Consider the following 15,632-nt stretch of genomic DNA (forward strand, 5'->3'; position numbering starts at 1 on the left):
TGTATGGACTACAGTAAACATCAGTACTGTTGTTATTTCATTCAAATTTATATGTAATTTTAATGTTAAGTATTAATTTTATTTATGCTTGAAATTTTCAATCGCATCTTTTAATTGGTTTAATGCTTTTTCCAGAACGCTTCTAGGACAAGCTGTATTTAATCTCATAAATCCTTCCAGTCCTTTTTGAAAACTTCGTCCAGGATTTAGTCCAATTTTTGCTTCTTTTAGCATAAATTCTTCCAATTGTTCTTGATTAAATCCAAATTTTTCACATAATTTTCGACAGTCAAGCCAAACTAAGTAAGTCGCTTGTGGCACATTTGGCTGAATTTCTGGAATATATTTTTTGAAAAAATCATTTAAAAATAAAATATTGTTTTGCAAATATTCGATTAATTGGTTCAAATATTCTTCTCCGCTGTTAGAGTAAGCCGCTATTGTGGCAACCAAGTTAAATGGATTATTTCTGTGAACTTCTAAGTCTTTCCAAAATCTATAAAATTTTTCTTTTGTTTCCAAGTTGTTGAAAACGATTGTCGCACATTGCAGTCCAGCTACATTAAACGCTTTTCCAGTCGAAGTGCAAGTAATTGTGTTTTGTCTTATTTCTTCAGAAACACTTGCCATTGGAATGTGTTTGTTGTCCCATAAAGTCAAGTCTGAGTGAATTTCATCAGAAATGACAGTAACACCGTATTTTATGCATAAATCCCCAATTGTTTTTAATTCGTCGTAAGTCCAAACTTTTCCAAGCGGGTTGTGTGGATTGCAAAAGATAAGAAATTTTGGTTTTTCTTTTAATTTATTTTCCAAATCAACTAAATCTAGTGAATATTTTCCATCTTTTTCAATAAAACGATTTTCAATTACAATTCTTTTGTTATCTTCGTTAATATCGTAAAATTCTGAATAAACTGGTGTTTGAATCAAAATCTTGTCATTTGGTTTTGAAAAAATTTGAACAAGAGAGCCAAGCGTTGGAACAACACCGATACTAAAACTTACAAGTTCTTTTTTTGGTTCCCAGTTGTATCTTCTCTTTTGCCAGTTGATAAACGATTCAAAATATTCATCAGGACGGTAGACATAGCCAAAAATCCCGTGTTCAGCCTTTTTTTGAATGGCGTCAATTATAGGTTGTGCTGTTTTAAAGTCCATATCGGCAATCCAAAGAGGAATAATGTCGCTATCTTTATCAACTCCAAATTTTTTGTCAATTTCACAATATTTTACAGAGTGATTATTTTTTCTGTCGATAATTTCATCAAAGTTGTATTTCATAAAATTTCCTGCCTTTCTTTTAAATAATTTAAATTATTATTTTTTATTTTAAAAATTTTTTATTCTTCAATTGTTGTTCTCAAAATCTCAAAGTTTCCTTCAAGCTGTACTTTTAAATTAACTGGGATTAAAATATTTTCTCCTTTTTTTAGTTCTAAAAATTCATTTTCATTCCAGAAAATTTTCCCGTTTCCGTCTAAAACAGTATAAATTATCATACTTTCAGAGCAAAAGTCTTCATAAGAATTTAAAATTTTTATTTTATCAATTGAATAAAATTTATTTTTTATTATGTTTTTTTCAGTTTCTCCATTTTTAAAATTTGTATTTTTAATTTCCACTTTTTTTCCAAAATCAATAACATCAGCGGCATTATCCAAATGCAATTCCCTTTTTTTTCCATCTTTATCGATCCTGTCAAAGTCGTAAATTCTGTAAGTGATATCAGAACTTTGCTGAATTTCTGCAAAAATGACGCTTCCTTTTAAACTTGCATGAACAGTTCCAGGAGTTATGTCACTGAACCTCCCACGACTAAAGTCGCAGGGTTCTAAAATCTTTAAAAATATTCAAAAATTTTCTAAGAAGTTTGATAGCTTTATACTACCCTTATTCTTTTAGGCGTGTCCAGCTCACCTCTATTGTATAGGATATTTAAATCCACAACTTTACTTTTTCTTAATATATTTAATGCTCCATTACAATCTGCATTTAATTGATAGCCTTTACTTGTTTGATATAGTCCTCTTTTTATCCTTTTTCCACTGAATATATATTCTTTTTGATTTTCTTTATCATATATTGGAATCTCATCTCCATCAAAGAAACTTGCTTTTGATGTATAACTCTCTTCTTGTAGTCTAAATTCTATTCCATATAGTTTACATAGATATATTAATTTATCTCTTAATTTTCCATATGGTATATTCACAAAGTTTTGATTATTTATACTTCCTATATTTGATTTTCTTTGAAAATTCTCGTTATATCCTAGAACTAATTTTCCTATATCATTATTAAGACAATAATTTACAATTATTCTTGCCGCTTTTGAAAGATAATCTTCTATACGATTATTTCTCTTTCTAGCTATTCTTTTTTGTCTTAATGTTGTCCGCTTAATCTTTTGCTTATCTTTAATGCTTTGCAATTTTGCATTTGTCTTATTATAGTATTGATTTATTGATTTTAATTTTCTACCATCTATTATGAATGATGCTCCAGTATTTGTAACACAAGTACAAAGATTATCTATACCTAAATCAATTCCTAGTGCATTTTCTTTATTTAATTCCCTTTGAACTTCTTCTACCTCATAAGTATATTGAATTTCAAAGTACCTAGAATGTTGTTTAGGTATTATTCTAATTTCTTTTATCTTCTTGTCTTTTAATACTGGTGGTAGTTTTATTGCGATTTCCTTATGTGTCTTTCTAAATGAATTTGAATAAGGAACTATCAGCATATCATCTTTTAATCTAACAAAACCTATAACAAGAGTTGTAAAACCATCTTTAGCAAGATATTTAGGTAATTTTATATCTTTAAAATTATATTGACCATTCTTAGCAAGTTTCAAAAGTCCAAAAAATGATTTGAAACTTCCGTCTACTTCCTTTAGAATTTGTTGAGCCATATTAGAATTTAATTTTTTATAGTTCTCGCTATTTTTAAGCATTTTATAGTTTTCGTTATAACTTAAATACTTTTTCTTATTAAAATAATACTGTCTAATATTATATATAGCTTCATTAGTTAAGTTCTTGGCTATATGAGATAAATATTTTAAATTCCTAAACTCTTTTTTACTAAGATGTTTTACCTGCTGTTTTAAAGTTAAATACATAGATATCACCTCCTTTTCATCAGAGATATTATACCATGTATTCTACATTTTATCTGTCAAAAAAGTAATATTTTTTATTTATTTTTAAATATTTTTAAAGTTTTTAAACCCCCACAACAGTGGGAAGTGTCGTTCACATAAGTGCGCTACTACTTATGCAGTTCTCTTGGCATATATACTCCTTAATAAATTAAGGAGATTAGCCTTGAACTTCTTGTTATCTCTAACAAGCACAGACTATATCTTATCCATATCCTATTTCAAGGACTTAGGCGAAACCACTTCCAATACCTATCGCTTGTATTGTACTCCCCTCACGAGGGATAGTCCGTTGAACTTTCCTTTTCAGGCTTAGCTGCTGATTGTCTATTATCATAATGTTTAGGATTTAACCTTGCATCATCTAGTATATTTTTTCTGCTTTCGCCACCTTCACACTTATACCATATATTATTACCTAGGTATTATGTTGTGGCTATACTAGCTTTAAGAGTTCCCAGCAATTCAGTTTCTTTGTTGCACGGTTTTGCTCCGTGTCTACATACAAGTTTCCCTATATGCTTACTAAAATTTTCGTACAATTCATCTCATTCCTTGCGTCGCGAGTGTTCTTGTACTATTTAATAAAATCTCCAGTTTTTACCGATCTTTCTTCAAATAAGTCGCTAAAATCATTATTTTTAACTTTTTCTAAAAATTTTTTCTTTGTGACACCAGGTTTTGTTCCTAAAATCAAAGTGGCGTCATCACTTGCGTAAACAATGTACCAAGACTCGCTTTTTCCAAATTCATTGTGTTTTTTCATTGCAACTTCATCGCTTGGATGAACTTGGATGGAAAGTCTGTCGTTTACATCCAAAAATTTTATAAGAAGTGGAAATTTATCTGGGTATTTTTCAAAAACTTTTTTTCCAACCAGTTTATCTTTATATTCAGAATAAATTTCTTTCAAAGTTTTACCTTTTAGTTTTCCATTTAGCGCAATTCCCATTCCATTTGGATGAGCAGAAACTTCCCAAGATTCCCCGATATTTTTATCTTTCGGAAGTTCAATATCCAGTTTTTTTTCTAAATTTTTTCCTCCCCAAATTTTTTCAATAAAAACTTTTTTAAATTTTAACGGATATAGCATAAAAAAACCTCCTTAATTTTAATTATTTTTATATATTTATGTTTTAATAATAACATTTATATGAAAAAAAAACAATTGAAAATTTTTTGTTGTGTCGCCATTGAAAAAAATTTTGTAAAATGTTATTATATTATTATAAAATTTAGTTAAGTTAAATAAAAAAAATTAAATCAAAAAAGCAAAAAACAAAACAAAACAAAAAAAAGAAAGGAAAGGGAAAAATTATGAATATAGTATTATTTGGAGCACCAGGTGCTGGAAAAGGAACTCAAGCAAAACAATTGGTTAAAAAATATGGAATTCCACAAATTTCAACTGGAGATATTTTAAGAGCGGCAATCGCTAATAAAACTCCACTTGGATTACAAGCTAAAGAACTTATGGATCAAGGAAAATTAGTTTCAGATGAAATTGTAAACGGACTTGTGGAAAAAAGACTTGCCGAAAAAGACTGCGAAGAAGGATTTATCTTAGACGGATTTCCTAGAACTGTAGCACAGGCGCAAGAGTTGGACAAGATTTTAGCTAGACTTGGAAAACAGATTGATAAAGTTATCGCACTTAAAGTTAGTGACGAAGAAATTATTGAAAGAATAACTGGAAGAAGAGTGTCTAAAAAAACAGGAAAAATTTATCATATAAAATACAATCCGCCAGTTGATGAAAATCCTGAAGATTTATACCAAAGACCAGATGATAACGAAGAAACAGTTAGAAACAGACTAAAAGTTTATAAAGAACAGACAGCGCCAGTTTTAGATTTTTACAAAGCTCAAAATAAAGTTTACAGCGTTGGCGGACATAAAGAAAAAATGGAAGAGATTACAAAAGCTATTGTTGAAATTTTGGAAAAATAAATTAAAAAATTAAAAAACATAAAATTAAAATAAAAAAAATATTTTAAAAAGAGAAAAAAATAAAAATAAATAAAAAATAAAAAAAATTAAAAATCAAAGAAGAAAAAAGAAAAAAAGAAAAAAGAGAAAAAAGAAAGAAGAATTGAAATGATTATTTACAAAACATTAGAAGAAATAAAAAAAATAAAAAAAGCTAATGAAATAATTGCAAGACTTTTGGAAGATGTTTTGCCAAAATATGTAAAAGCTGGGGTTAGTACTTATGAATTGGACAAAATTGCAGAAGATTACATAAGAAGTCAAGGTGCAATTCCAGGAACAAAAGGCTATGATATAGGAAGACCATATCCGCCATATCCAGCTGCAACTTGTATTTCTGTAAATGAAGTTGTTGTTCACGGAATCCCAAGTAAAGATAAAATTTTAAAAGAAGGGGATATTTTAACAGTTGACACAGTTACAGTTTTGGATGGATATTTTGGAGATGCGGCGACTACTTATGCTGTCGGAGAAATTGACGCAACTTCTAAAAAATTGATGGAAGTTACCGAAAAAGCTCGTGAAATTGGGATTGAAGCTGCAAGAGCTGGAAATAGAATTGGAGATATAGGAGCTGCAATTCAAGAATATGTTGAAAAATATGGATTTTCTTTGGTCAGAGATTTTGCTGGACATGGGGTTGGAAAAGAAATGCACGAAGATCCGATGATTCCAAATTATGGTCGAGCTGGAACTGGTGCAAAAATTGAAAATGGTATGGTAATTACAGTAGAACCTATGGTAAATGTGGGAACTCATAAAGTAAAAATATTGTCTGATATGTGGACAGCTGTGACAAGGGATAAAAAAAGATCTGCTCAATATGAACACAGCCTTGCTATTATTGATGGAAAACCTGTTATTTTAAGTTTAAAAGATTAATTTAGCTAAAGTTTGTAAACAGTAAAAAAATATATATTATTTTTAGAAAGGAAAAATTATAATTTTGAGTATACTAGCAAAATTTTTAATATTTTTAGTGGCGTTGGAGCATTTTTATATTTTATATCTCGAAATGTATGGAACTGAAAGTAAAACTGCACAAAAAACATTTAATTTAGATTTGGAATTTTTAAAAGATGAAAGAGTAAAAAAAATTCTTGCAAATCAAGGATTATACAATGGATTTTTAGCTTCTGGACTAGTTTGGAGCTTGATTGAAGCAACTGAATATCAAGTTCAAATAGCAGTATTTTTTATTGTTTGTATCATATGTGCAGCGTTTTATGGCTCAGTTACCGCATCTAAAAAAATATTTATGTTACAGGGAGTTCCAGCAATTTTAGCATTAATAGCTTTATTATTACCACTACTAATTTCATAAAAAAAGAAAATTTAAAATAATAAATGCATAAAAATGTTAAAAAGTTTAACATAAATAGTGCATTTTTTATTTTGTAAAATTTTAAAAATGACAAACTTTAAAAAATATTGTATAATAAAGTAAATTCTTAAAATATAAAAATTTTATCGTTGAATTTATTTATATAGAAAATTGCAAAGAAAGGAGAATTAAAATAAATGAATAGAAAAGAAAAAATAGAAGGATTTGCCTGGATTGTAGCTGGAATAATACTTCTTTTGCTTTTAGCTGTTAATTTGCCAGATAAAACTTCCAGTGATAATCTATTCTCGCTTATTTTGCTATTTTTTGGAAAAATGACTTGGTTTTTGGGATTTAGTGCGATTGTTTATGGAACTTTTGTATTTTTTTTGGAAAAAGTGAGTGTCACTCGTTGGAAAATAATAGCTTTTATTGGATGGTTTTTGAGTTTGTCACTAATTTTAATTAGAAGTTCTGTCTTAAAGGGAAGTCCGCTTAGCAAGACATTTATTGAAGCTGGAAGAGAGCTGCTTAGTTATGGGTTTAATAAGCAGAGCGGAGGAGTTATCGGCGGAATTGTGAGTATGCCGTTTTATCAAATAATTAGTTCATCTGAAATGGGAATTTTTCTTATTATTCTTATGATTATATCCATTTTTTTCGTTTTTAAGGATTTGATAGAGTTGGGATATGAGCTTGTAAAAGAGTGGATTAGATATTCGAAAAGTGATGAATATAAAGAGAAAAAAAGAAAATTGGCAGCTAAAAAATATGCTGAGAAATTAAAGAAAACTAATTATAAAGAATATCAAAAACAAATGTTAAAAGAAAAAATTAGAAATTCAAGAAGTGAGAAGCTGAGTTTTGAAATTTCGAAAAAACCAAAGGAAAATTTTTTACAAAAAACGCAAGTTTATTCTGACGAGGAATTGAAAGAAAAAGAAAAAGAGTGGATGGAAATTTTAGAGAAAAAAGAAAATGAGGACAAAAAGAAGAAAAAGAAACGGGGGAAGCAAAAGACGCACAAGAAGCTAAAGGAAGTAAAACTGAAAAAAAAGAGAAGTCGGTTGTTGAGAGTAATCTTAAAAGTGAAGTAAAATTGACCAGTTCTGAAACTGAAAAAAAATCTTTAAATAAAAATTCGGATTCAAAAAAGAGATGAAACTTGAAATCTTGTCGCCAATTAAAAATGAAAAAATAAAAAAAGAGTTGGACGAAAATTTAGATTTTCAACCGTTTCCAAAACTTTCAGCTTTTGAAAATAAAGAAGTAATTGAAAAAGAAAAAAATTGGAAGAAAAATTAAAAGAAGCTAATAATTTGTTTGAGAAAAAACAAGGATATGATGAAGTTGTTAAAAAGTCAATTGAAAAGATTTTTAAATCAAAACCGATGGATTATGACACAAAAAGAAAGATTGAAAAAAGTATTCGAGATAATGTAAGTCATTTGGAAAGTGTGTTAAAAGAATTTGGAATTGATGCAAAAGTTGTAAATTATGAATATGGGCCTACAATAACAAGATATGAAATTGTAATTCCAAAAGGAATTAAAGTGAGCAAAGTTACAAATTTAGCGGATGACATTGCGATGAACTTAGCTGCTGAGAGCATTAGGATAGAAGCTCCAATTCCTGGAAAAAATACAATTGGAATTGAAACTCCAAATAAAATAAAAGAGAGTGTTTATTTTGCCAATATTATAAAAAATAGTGAGCTTGATAAAGGTGAGTTAAAAGTAATTTTGGGGAAAAATATTATTGGGAGAGATAAATTTATAGACATTGCAAAAATGCCACATTTACTTATTGCTGGACAAACTGGTTCAGGGAAATCGGTTGCGGTAAATACAATAATTTCAACTTTAATTTCTAAAAAATCAGAAAAAGAAGTGAGATTTATAATGATTGATCCAAAAATGGTGGAACTTATGCCATATAACGACATTCCACACTTGCTTGTTCCAGTTGTAATTGATCCACAAAAAGCAGCAATTGCATTAAAATGGGCAGTTAATGAAATGGAAAACAGATATAAAAAATTGATGGAAAATGGAGTTAGAAATATTGTAAGCTATAATTCTTTGAATTTTGTTGAAAAAATGCCATATATCGTCATAATTATTGATGAACTTGCAGATTTGATGATGGTTGCTGCAAACAGTGTGGAAGAATCTATCGCAAGAATTGCACAAAAGGCAAGAGCAGTTGGGATTCACTTGGTAGTTGCAACTCAAAGACCATCAACAGACATAATCACTGGTATGATAAAGGCAAATCTTCCAAGCAGAATTTCTTTTGCGCTTCGTTCTCAAATTGATTCAAGAACTATTCTTGATACATCGGGAGCAGAAAAATTGCTGGGTCAGGGTGATATGCTTTTACTTGCTAATGGTTCATCTAAATTGGAGAGAATACAAGGAGCTTACATTTCGGATGAAGAAGTTAAAAATTTGACCGATACACTAAAAAGAACCAAAAAAGTACAATATCAAAGTGAAATTTTATCTGAAAATGAAGATGAAGAAGAAAATGAACTTGACCCATATTTTGACAATGCAGTAAAAGTGGTGAGACAGGAACAAAGAGTGTCAATTTCGTTGCTTCAGAGAAAATTAAAAACAGGATTTAATAGAGCTTCAAGAATTTATAATCAGTTAAAAGATAATGGAATAATTAGTGATGACGGTCAAATATTAAATGAAGATCTGGATGATTAAAAAAATTTTTGTAATGCAATTGAGATTATTTGAAAAAAATGGTAAAATACACTATGAATACAAAATTGAAAATAAGAGATAGAAATCTTCTATTATTTGATTTAAAATAAGTAAAAAATATGTGAGAAAAGGAGAAATTAGATGAAATTTTTAGATTTTTTTAAAACAAATATTTCAAATAGATCAATGCGTGATGTAGCGATTGATCTGGGAACAGCGAATACTGTTGTCTATGTAAAAGGAGAGGGAATTCAAGTAGATGAGCCAACTTATGTAGCGATTAATATAAAGACAGAAGATGTGGAGTTCATCGGATCAAAAGCTAAAGAAATAATAGGAAGAACTGCAAAACATACAGAAATAATTAGACCACTTAAAAACGGAGTAATTTCTAATTACGAAATAACAGAAAAAATGATAGAGGAATTTTTGGGTAAATTAAAAAAAGATAAATTTAATAGCGCAAGAGTTATTATTTGTGTACCTAGTGGAGTAACACAAGTTGAGAGAAGAGCAGTTGTGGAAGTTGTGAAAGATGCTGGAGCAAAAGATGTATATTTAATTGAAGAACCTGTTGCAGCTGCAATTGGAGTTGGAATTGATTTATTTGAGCCAAAAGGACATCTTATTGTCGATATAGGAGGAGGAACTACTGAAATCGCATTTATCGTATCAGGAGGACCTGCACTTTCAAGATCAGTAAAAGTTGCTGGAGATCACTTAAACGACGATATTGTAGAATATGTAAAAGATGAACATAATTTATTAATTGGCGAAAAAACAGCTGAAGAGTTGAAAATGAATACAATTAGCCAAGATGATCCAAATAAAGAATATGAAATAAGAGGTCGGGAATTAGGTGTTGGACTTCCGAAAAGTATGAAAATTAAAGCTTCTGAAATTGAAGGAGCGATTGAAAGACATATTGACATGATAATTGACGAAGTCAGAATAACAATTGAAGAAATTGAACCGGAAGTAGCAGCTGATATTTATGAAACTGGAATTTATTTGTCTGGTGGAGGAGCTACAATTAGACTTTTAAAAGAAAGAATAGAAGAAGAATTGAAATTAAAAGTAACTGTTGGAGATGATGCAATTCACGCTGTTATAAATGGTATTGCAAAAGTTTTAGATGATTTTGATGATTACAAAAATGTAATTATTTCTCCAACAATTGAATATTAAAAATAAAAAAGGGGTTTGTCTTATTTAAAGGCAATCCCTAATAATTTTAGTTTTTGAAAAAAAATTTGGATGTGAAAATGTGAAAGATGAAAACACTCAAAATAAAAATTTTAAAATAGAAGAAAAGTTAGAAGCAATTATATTTTTATCAAAAGAAATGTTAAAAATCGATAAACTTGCTTCATTTTATAATATAGAAAAAAAAGAGCTTGAAAAAATATTGTTGAATTTAAAAGAAAAAAGAAAAGATAGCGGAATAAATTTAAAAATTGAAAATGATGTTGTGTATTTTGTATCAAATCCACTATTTGGACTTGATATAAAAAATTTTTTTAATCCAGAAGTAAAATTAAAAAAATTGTCCAAGTCAGCGATGGAAACATTGGCAATTATTGCATATAAAGGTCCTGTCACAAAATTGGAAATAGAGCAGATAAGAGGAGTCAGTGCTGAAAAAAGTTTGGCTGCTCTCCAAGAAAAAAATTTGATTTACATTTCAGGAAAAAAGAAAGCTATAGGAACACCAAATTTGTATGAAGTGAGCGAAGAATTTTATAGTTATTTAAATATTCAAAAAAAAGCTCAGCTTCCTGGATTTGAACAATTTGAGAAGATAAAATTACTTTATGGCGATGAAAGCAAAATTATTGAAAATGAAAGTGATAAAATAAAGAAATAAAAAAATTTAAAAAATTAAAAAAATCTGAAAAATTGAATGAAAGATAAAAGTAAAAATAAAAAAATATAAAAATAAAAAGATATGATTAAATTATTAAAATTTAAAATTTAAAATTTTAGTTATAGAAAGCAAAATAAATTAAGATAAAATAAAATAAAATAAAACAAATAAACGAGGTAAAGAAAATAATGAGATTGAATAAATTTATAGCTGAAACGGGATTTTGCTCTCGTAGAAAAGCTGATGAATTGATAAACGAAGGAAGAGTTTCGGTAAATAAGCAAGAAGCAATTATCGGAATGGATGTAAAACCTGAAGATGTTGTAAGAATTGACGGCGAAAGAGTGCGATTAAATACAAAATATGAATATTATATTTTAAATAAGCCAAAAAGAGTGCTTTGTTCCAATGAAGATAAATTTGGCAGAAAATTGGCAATAGATTTGATAAAATCAAAAGCAAGACTTTTTACATATGGAAGACTGGATTTTATGACAGAAGGACTTATTATTATAAGTAATGACGGCGATATTTACAACCATGTCATGCATCCAAGAAAAAAATTGTATAAAAGCTATATTGCAAAAATAAATCGTGACATTGAAGAAAAAGACATTGAAGCATTGCAACATGGAGTTGTAATTGATGGAAGAAGGACAGCTCCTGCAAAAGTGAAAAAACTTGATAGAAGAGAAGTGAGAATTGCAATTTTTGAAGGAAGAAACAGACAGATTAGAAAAATGTTTGAAACTTTGGGATATACAGTTGATGCACTAAAAAGAGTAAAAGTGGGAGAACTTACTCTGGGACACTTGGGAGTGGGAGAATACCGAGCGCTAAACGAAGATGAAATTAAATATTTGAAAAGTTTATAAAAATAAAGTCATTAAAAATTGAGAAATAATAGTATTTATGATAATAGACAATTGTAAAAGTAAATAAACTAAAAGCAGTATTTATAATCATAAGAGGTTAACCCCCTTATAAAAAAATGGAGAAAAAAGAAAAAGCAAATAAAAAAAATTGTATTTATTGAAATTATTTTATTTTACAAATGGCTAATTTATGATAACTAAAGGAGAAAATGTGAGCAAAAAATTAATATTTTTAATAGATTTTGATATTACGATTAGTAAAAGAGATTCGACGGATACGTTGCTTTCGGTGTATCAGCCAGAATTGAAGGAAGATATTAGGAAAAAATATCGAAGTGGCGAAATTACGATGAAGGAATATTTGCAGACTGGGATTGAGAGCTTGAATATTACGAAAGAGGAATTTCTAGAAACATTGAAATTAGTTGGAATTGACGAAACGTTTGTAGATTTTGTGAAAAGTGGTATTGAATTTAAGATTGTAAGTGCTGGGACAAAATTAAATATATCAGGTGTTCTTAGAAATTATGGAATTGACCTGAATGAAGATGAAATTATATCAAATGATATTAAATTTGATGAGAATAAAATTACTGTTTCATTTCCTTACTTAGATAAAGAGCAATATTACGGTGTTGACAAAAAAGAGGCTGTTCAGAAATATAAAGATGAAGGTTATACGGTTTATTTCGTTGGGGACGGACCTTCGGATTACAGGGCGATTGAAGTGGCAGATTTTTCTTTTGTTAGAAAAGGGACTCGAGCGATTAAGTTTTGTCAAGAAAATGAGATTGATTTTTTTGAGTTTGAGAATTTTGATGAGATTTTGAACTATTTGAAAAAACAGGAGTCAAAATGAATTATTTAGCTCATTCGGTTATATCACTTGAAATTGATAAAAAAATGAATGAAAATACGCTTTATGGCAATTTTACTGGAGATTTTTATAAAGGAAAAGTTGAGAAAATCGAATTACAAGAAAATTTGAAAAGCGGGATAATCTTACATAGACTGATTGATAAAATTTCTGATAGAGAAGAAAATTTTTTGAATGGACTTTTGCGAGAAAAATTTGGGATTTTTAAGGGGATTGTGTCGGATATGTATGTTGACCATTTTTTGTGTAAAAATTTTGAGAATATATTTTGTAAAAATTCTGATTTTGAAAATGTGGAAAAAGTTGAAAGAAAAATAATTAAAAATATTGAAAAATATGATGAATTTTTTCCAAGTGATTTTAAAAGTTTTTTTGACTGGTTGAAGAGAGAAAAAGTTTTGGCTAGGTATAAAAATTTGGATTTTTTGGATAGAGTTTTTTGGGGAATATCAAAAAGAGTGAGAAAAGGGGAAATTCTTAGAAATGCGGTTTGTGAACTGAGAAAAAATTATGGGGAATTTGAGGAGAAATCGTTGAAAGAATTTTTGTTTGTGAAAAAAGAAGTAGAAAGGGAATTTGGTTTGGTTACGGTTAATAAAAATGCATAATTTAAATTATAATGTGGAGGATTATAAAATGGGAAAAAAAGAATATTCAATCGGAATAATAAAAAAAATAATTGTTGAAAAAGGATACGGGCTTGTCAATGATGGAAAAGATGAAAAAAATTTTATTTTTGGAAATGCTAGTTTAGCAGAAGGATTTAAACTTGAAGATTTGAAAGCTGGAGATTATGTTTATTTTGTTCCGAATGAAGTGGATGATACAAAAAGATATGCAAATGATGTCAATTTAGTTCCTAGTGAAAATGAAACCCTTAAAGGTAAAATAAGAAGTTTGAAAAAACTTGATAAAAAGGGAAGAGAGTATAAACATATATTTCCTGAAAATTTTGAGAGAATCTTTATATTGTATTCTAGTTTTCCAATTAATTATTTAGATGGATTGAGTTTTGATGGATTAACCAATGATCAGGAAATTTTCTTTAAATTAAAAGTTATGAGAAGTAAAAATGGATATGTTCTTTCGGTAGCAGAAATTTCAAAAAGTAATGATACTCCGACAATAAAAATTACAGGGAATAATTTGATAGAAAAAACATCTAATGAAATAATCAATGTTTTAAAAACAAATTTAGATGAAGTAAAAAAAGGTGAAACATTTGAAGATTATTGTGCACTTGTATTAAATTTATTAGGTGTGGAATTGTATCAATATTCTAGAAAAAAACAAGCTGGGAGAGCTGATGGAATAATTAAAACATATGAACTTGATATTTTGTATGATTGTACTTTAAGAGAAGATTTTGAAGATTATAAAGAAATGCAAATAGACAACTATGTTAGCCAAATAAATCAAAATACAATAAGAGTTGAAAAAATGGAAATAGCGTTAAAAGAGCCTAAAAAACAAGTTTGGATAATAACTAAAGGGGGAAATTCAAAAACAAGATCTATAAAAGAAAAAGAAAGAGTTAAGATAAAAGAAATTAATATAGAAAATTTAATAGAACTTCTATCTTCTAAAATTACAAACCCAAGAGTGGATATTTCAGATAAATTGGGAAGATTAGGAGATATGGAATAAGAATTGAAATTTAATAGAGTTATGAATAAAAAATTGTTTGTAGGAGTAAATTGAGTAGGAAAATCTACTTTATTTAGCACAATTATTGAGGATATTAAAGGAATTTCAGAATAAATTAAGAAGAATCTGATTTGGAAAGAGAGTTGATTTTCAAATGAAAAAATTTAAAATAGTAATAGAAGAGCATGTTTCAGGAGAATTTGAAATTGAAGCAGAAAATATGGGAAAAGCTTTTAAAATTGCGGAAAAAAATTATTATGAGGGAAAATTTGTACTTGAGCCAGGAAATGTTACAAGTAGACTTATGTTTTTAGAAACAACAGATGGGGAAGAATGTTCAGAATGGATTGAATTTTAGGAGATAAAAAATGAAACAATATGAGGCTGTTATTTTAACACTTGAAAAATTGGGGGGAGTTGCTACTTTAGGAGAATTAAATCATGAAGTTTTCAAGATAGAAGAGTGTGAATGGAAAACAAAAACACCATTTGCTAGTATACGAAGGATTGTTCAGCAGAGAAAAGAAATTTATAAAATAAAGCCAGGATTATATGGATTAGAGCAATTTAGAAAAGAAAATGAGTTAAGAGGAATAATCCAAGAAGATGAAAAAAATAAAAATTCTGAAGAAATGATAAAGTTTAATCATTCGTACTATCAAGGATTACTCTTAGAAATTGGAAATTTAAAAAAAATGGATACTTTTATTCCAAATCAAGATAAGAATAAAAATTTTATTAATAAAAAATTAGGTGATTTGAGATCGCTTAAAAAAGTTCCAAAATTTAGTTATCCTAAAATAGTAAATAGAACTTCAACCATTGATGTAATCTGGTTTAATAATAGGTTTTCTGATGATAAAGAAGTAAAATTACCACATTCATTTTTTGAAGTAGAACATTCAACAGATATACAAAATTCACTATTAAAGTATAATGATTTACAAGATTTTTATACAGAGATGTTTATTGTTGCTGATGAAGTCAGAAAAAAGGAATTTGAGGAAAAAATAGGATACTCAGCTTTTAAAGATTTAAAAGTGAATAATAGAGTAAAATTTTTAAGTTACAACAGATTAGTAGAACTTTATGAAATAACCAAGAAAAATTTACAGGGAATTAATTTTTAAGAGATATTTTTATTAATTATTGAAATATAAAAAATAA

19 protein-coding genes are annotated in these 15,632 nt (G+C 28.2%); 14 read left to right on the top strand and 5 right to left on the bottom strand.

Annotated features, from left to right (window positions below; all coding sequences use genetic code 11):
• Nucleotides 1-78: 78 nt before the first annotated feature.
• The 5 genes from J5A73_RS00140 to J5A73_RS00160 all read right to left on the bottom strand — a co-directional run bounded on the left by J5A73_RS00140 (nucleotide 79) and on the right by J5A73_RS00160 (nucleotide 4,262).
• Nucleotides 79-1,284, bottom strand: coding sequence for a MalY/PatB family protein (locus J5A73_RS00140; RefSeq protein WP_211615552.1), 1,206 nt, complete (start codon nucleotides 1,282-1,284; stop codon nucleotides 79-81).
• A gap of 59 nt (nucleotides 1,285-1,343) precedes the next feature.
• Nucleotides 1,344-1,670 (bottom strand): hypothetical protein, encoded by a 327-nt coding sequence (locus J5A73_RS00145; protein ID WP_211615554.1) that lies wholly within the window; start codon nucleotides 1,668-1,670, stop codon nucleotides 1,344-1,346.
• 212 nt (nucleotides 1,671-1,882) lie between these two features.
• Complete coding sequence (locus tag J5A73_RS00150; protein WP_211615557.1) at nucleotides 1,883-3,130, bottom strand: RNA-guided endonuclease TnpB family protein; 1,248 nt, start codon at nucleotides 3,128-3,130, stop codon at nucleotides 1,883-1,885.
• A 464-nt stretch (nucleotides 3,131-3,594) separates the two neighbouring features.
• Complete coding sequence (locus J5A73_RS00155; protein ID WP_211615559.1) at nucleotides 3,595-3,711, bottom strand: MarR family transcriptional regulator; 117 nt, start codon at nucleotides 3,709-3,711, stop codon at nucleotides 3,595-3,597.
• A gap of 35 nt (nucleotides 3,712-3,746) precedes the next feature.
• A complete protein-coding gene (locus tag J5A73_RS00160) occupies nucleotides 3,747-4,262 on the bottom strand; it encodes a type I phosphomannose isomerase catalytic subunit (protein WP_211615561.1) in 516 nt (171 codons plus the stop codon).
• A gap of 224 nt (nucleotides 4,263-4,486) precedes the next feature.
• Here J5A73_RS00160 and J5A73_RS00165 point away from each other — a divergent pair, with 224 nt between their 5' ends.
• From J5A73_RS00165 to J5A73_RS00230, 14 genes are all read left to right on the top strand, one after another.
• Nucleotides 4,487-5,119, top strand: a complete 633-nt coding sequence (locus J5A73_RS00165; protein ID WP_211615563.1) for an adenylate kinase — start codon at nucleotides 4,487-4,489, stop codon at nucleotides 5,117-5,119.
• A gap of 147 nt (nucleotides 5,120-5,266) precedes the next feature.
• Complete coding sequence (gene map / locus J5A73_RS00170; RefSeq protein ID WP_211615565.1) at nucleotides 5,267-6,040, top strand: type I methionyl aminopeptidase; 774 nt, start codon at nucleotides 5,267-5,269, stop codon at nucleotides 6,038-6,040.
• Nucleotides 6,041-6,104: 64 nt separating this feature from the next.
• Entirely contained in the window at nucleotides 6,105-6,482 is a 378-nt protein-coding gene (locus tag J5A73_RS00175) for a DUF1304 domain-containing protein (protein ID WP_211615567.1), read from the top strand.
• Between the two features lie 197 nt (nucleotides 6,483-6,679).
• Complete coding sequence (locus J5A73_RS00180; RefSeq protein ID WP_211615569.1) at nucleotides 6,680-7,579, top strand: hypothetical protein; 900 nt, start codon at nucleotides 6,680-6,682, stop codon at nucleotides 7,577-7,579.
• A 61-nt stretch (nucleotides 7,580-7,640) separates the two neighbouring features.
• Nucleotides 7,641-7,787, top strand: a complete 147-nt coding sequence (locus J5A73_RS00185; protein ID WP_211615571.1) for a hypothetical protein — start codon at nucleotides 7,641-7,643, stop codon at nucleotides 7,785-7,787.
• Nucleotides 7,772-9,199: a DNA translocase FtsK gene (locus J5A73_RS00190; protein ID WP_249069298.1), complete on the top strand. Its 1,428-nt coding sequence runs from the start codon at nucleotides 7,772-7,774 to the stop codon at nucleotides 9,197-9,199. Before J5A73_RS00185 ends, J5A73_RS00190 begins: the two co-directional genes overlap by 16 nt.
• Before the next feature lie 141 nt (nucleotides 9,200-9,340).
• Nucleotides 9,341-10,387 carry a rod shape-determining protein gene (locus J5A73_RS00195; protein WP_211615573.1) on the top strand — a complete coding sequence of 349 codons (1,047 nt, stop codon included), beginning with the start codon at nucleotides 9,341-9,343 and terminating at the stop codon, nucleotides 10,385-10,387.
• Nucleotides 10,388-10,466: 79 nt separating this feature from the next.
• Nucleotides 10,467-11,066 (top strand): SMC-Scp complex subunit ScpB, encoded by a 600-nt coding sequence (gene scpB / locus J5A73_RS00200; protein WP_249069300.1) that lies wholly within the window; start codon nucleotides 10,467-10,469, stop codon nucleotides 11,064-11,066.
• A gap of 188 nt (nucleotides 11,067-11,254) precedes the next feature.
• Complete coding sequence (locus tag J5A73_RS00205; RefSeq protein ID WP_211615575.1) at nucleotides 11,255-11,941, top strand: pseudouridine synthase; 687 nt, start codon at nucleotides 11,255-11,257, stop codon at nucleotides 11,939-11,941.
• A gap of 211 nt (nucleotides 11,942-12,152) precedes the next feature.
• Entirely contained in the window at nucleotides 12,153-12,800 is a 648-nt protein-coding gene (locus J5A73_RS00210; protein WP_147002848.1) for an MtnX-like HAD-IB family phosphatase, read from the top strand.
• Nucleotides 12,797-13,426, top strand: a complete 630-nt coding sequence (locus tag J5A73_RS00215; protein ID WP_211615577.1) for an ACP phosphodiesterase — start codon at nucleotides 12,797-12,799, stop codon at nucleotides 13,424-13,426. Before J5A73_RS00210 ends, J5A73_RS00215 begins: the two co-directional genes overlap by 4 nt.
• Before the next feature lie 28 nt (nucleotides 13,427-13,454).
• Complete coding sequence (locus J5A73_RS00220) at nucleotides 13,455-14,465, top strand: hypothetical protein (protein WP_211615579.1); 1,011 nt, start codon at nucleotides 13,455-13,457, stop codon at nucleotides 14,463-14,465.
• Between the two features lie 154 nt (nucleotides 14,466-14,619).
• Nucleotides 14,620-14,823, top strand: coding sequence for a DpnD/PcfM family protein (locus J5A73_RS00225; RefSeq protein WP_211615581.1), 204 nt, complete (start codon nucleotides 14,620-14,622; stop codon nucleotides 14,821-14,823).
• Nucleotides 14,824-14,833: 10 nt separating this feature from the next.
• Complete coding sequence (locus J5A73_RS00230; RefSeq protein WP_211615583.1) at nucleotides 14,834-15,595, top strand: hypothetical protein; 762 nt, start codon at nucleotides 14,834-14,836, stop codon at nucleotides 15,593-15,595.
• Nucleotides 15,596-15,632 lie beyond the last annotated feature (37 nt).

This window comes from Leptotrichia sp. oral taxon 218, assembly GCF_018128225.1.
In the GTDB taxonomy this organism is placed as follows: domain Bacteria; phylum Fusobacteriota; class Fusobacteriia; order Fusobacteriales; family Leptotrichiaceae; genus Leptotrichia.

Coding starts and splice junctions, on each gene's coding strand:
- J5A73_RS00140 (WP_211615552.1), bottom strand. CDS start 1,284: ATGAAATACAACTTTGATGAAATTATCGACAGAAAAAATAATCACTCT.
- J5A73_RS00150 (WP_211615557.1), bottom strand. CDS start 3,130: ATGTATTTAACTTTAAAACAGCAGGTAAAACATCTTAGTAAAAAAGAG.
- J5A73_RS00160 (WP_211615561.1), bottom strand. CDS start 4,262: ATGCTATATCCGTTAAAATTTAAAAAAGTTTTTATTGAAAAAATTTGG.
- J5A73_RS00165 (WP_211615563.1), top strand. CDS start 4,487: ATGAATATAGTATTATTTGGAGCACCAGGTGCTGGAAAAGGAACTCAA.
- map (WP_211615565.1), top strand. CDS start 5,267: ATGATTATTTACAAAACATTAGAAGAAATAAAAAAAATAAAAAAAGCT.
- J5A73_RS00180 (WP_211615569.1), top strand. CDS start 6,680: ATGAATAGAAAAGAAAAAATAGAAGGATTTGCCTGGATTGTAGCTGGA.
- J5A73_RS00185 (WP_211615571.1), top strand. CDS start 7,641: ATGAAACTTGAAATCTTGTCGCCAATTAAAAATGAAAAAATAAAAAAA.
- J5A73_RS00195 (WP_211615573.1), top strand. CDS start 9,341: ATGAAATTTTTAGATTTTTTTAAAACAAATATTTCAAATAGATCAATG.
- J5A73_RS00205 (WP_211615575.1), top strand. CDS start 11,255: ATGAGATTGAATAAATTTATAGCTGAAACGGGATTTTGCTCTCGTAGA.
- J5A73_RS00215 (WP_211615577.1), top strand. CDS start 12,797: ATGAATTATTTAGCTCATTCGGTTATATCACTTGAAATTGATAAAAAA.
- J5A73_RS00220 (WP_211615579.1), top strand. CDS start 13,455: ATGGGAAAAAAAGAATATTCAATCGGAATAATAAAAAAAATAATTGTT.
- J5A73_RS00225 (WP_211615581.1), top strand. CDS start 14,620: ATGAAAAAATTTAAAATAGTAATAGAAGAGCATGTTTCAGGAGAATTT.
- J5A73_RS00230 (WP_211615583.1), top strand. CDS start 14,834: ATGAAACAATATGAGGCTGTTATTTTAACACTTGAAAAATTGGGGGGA.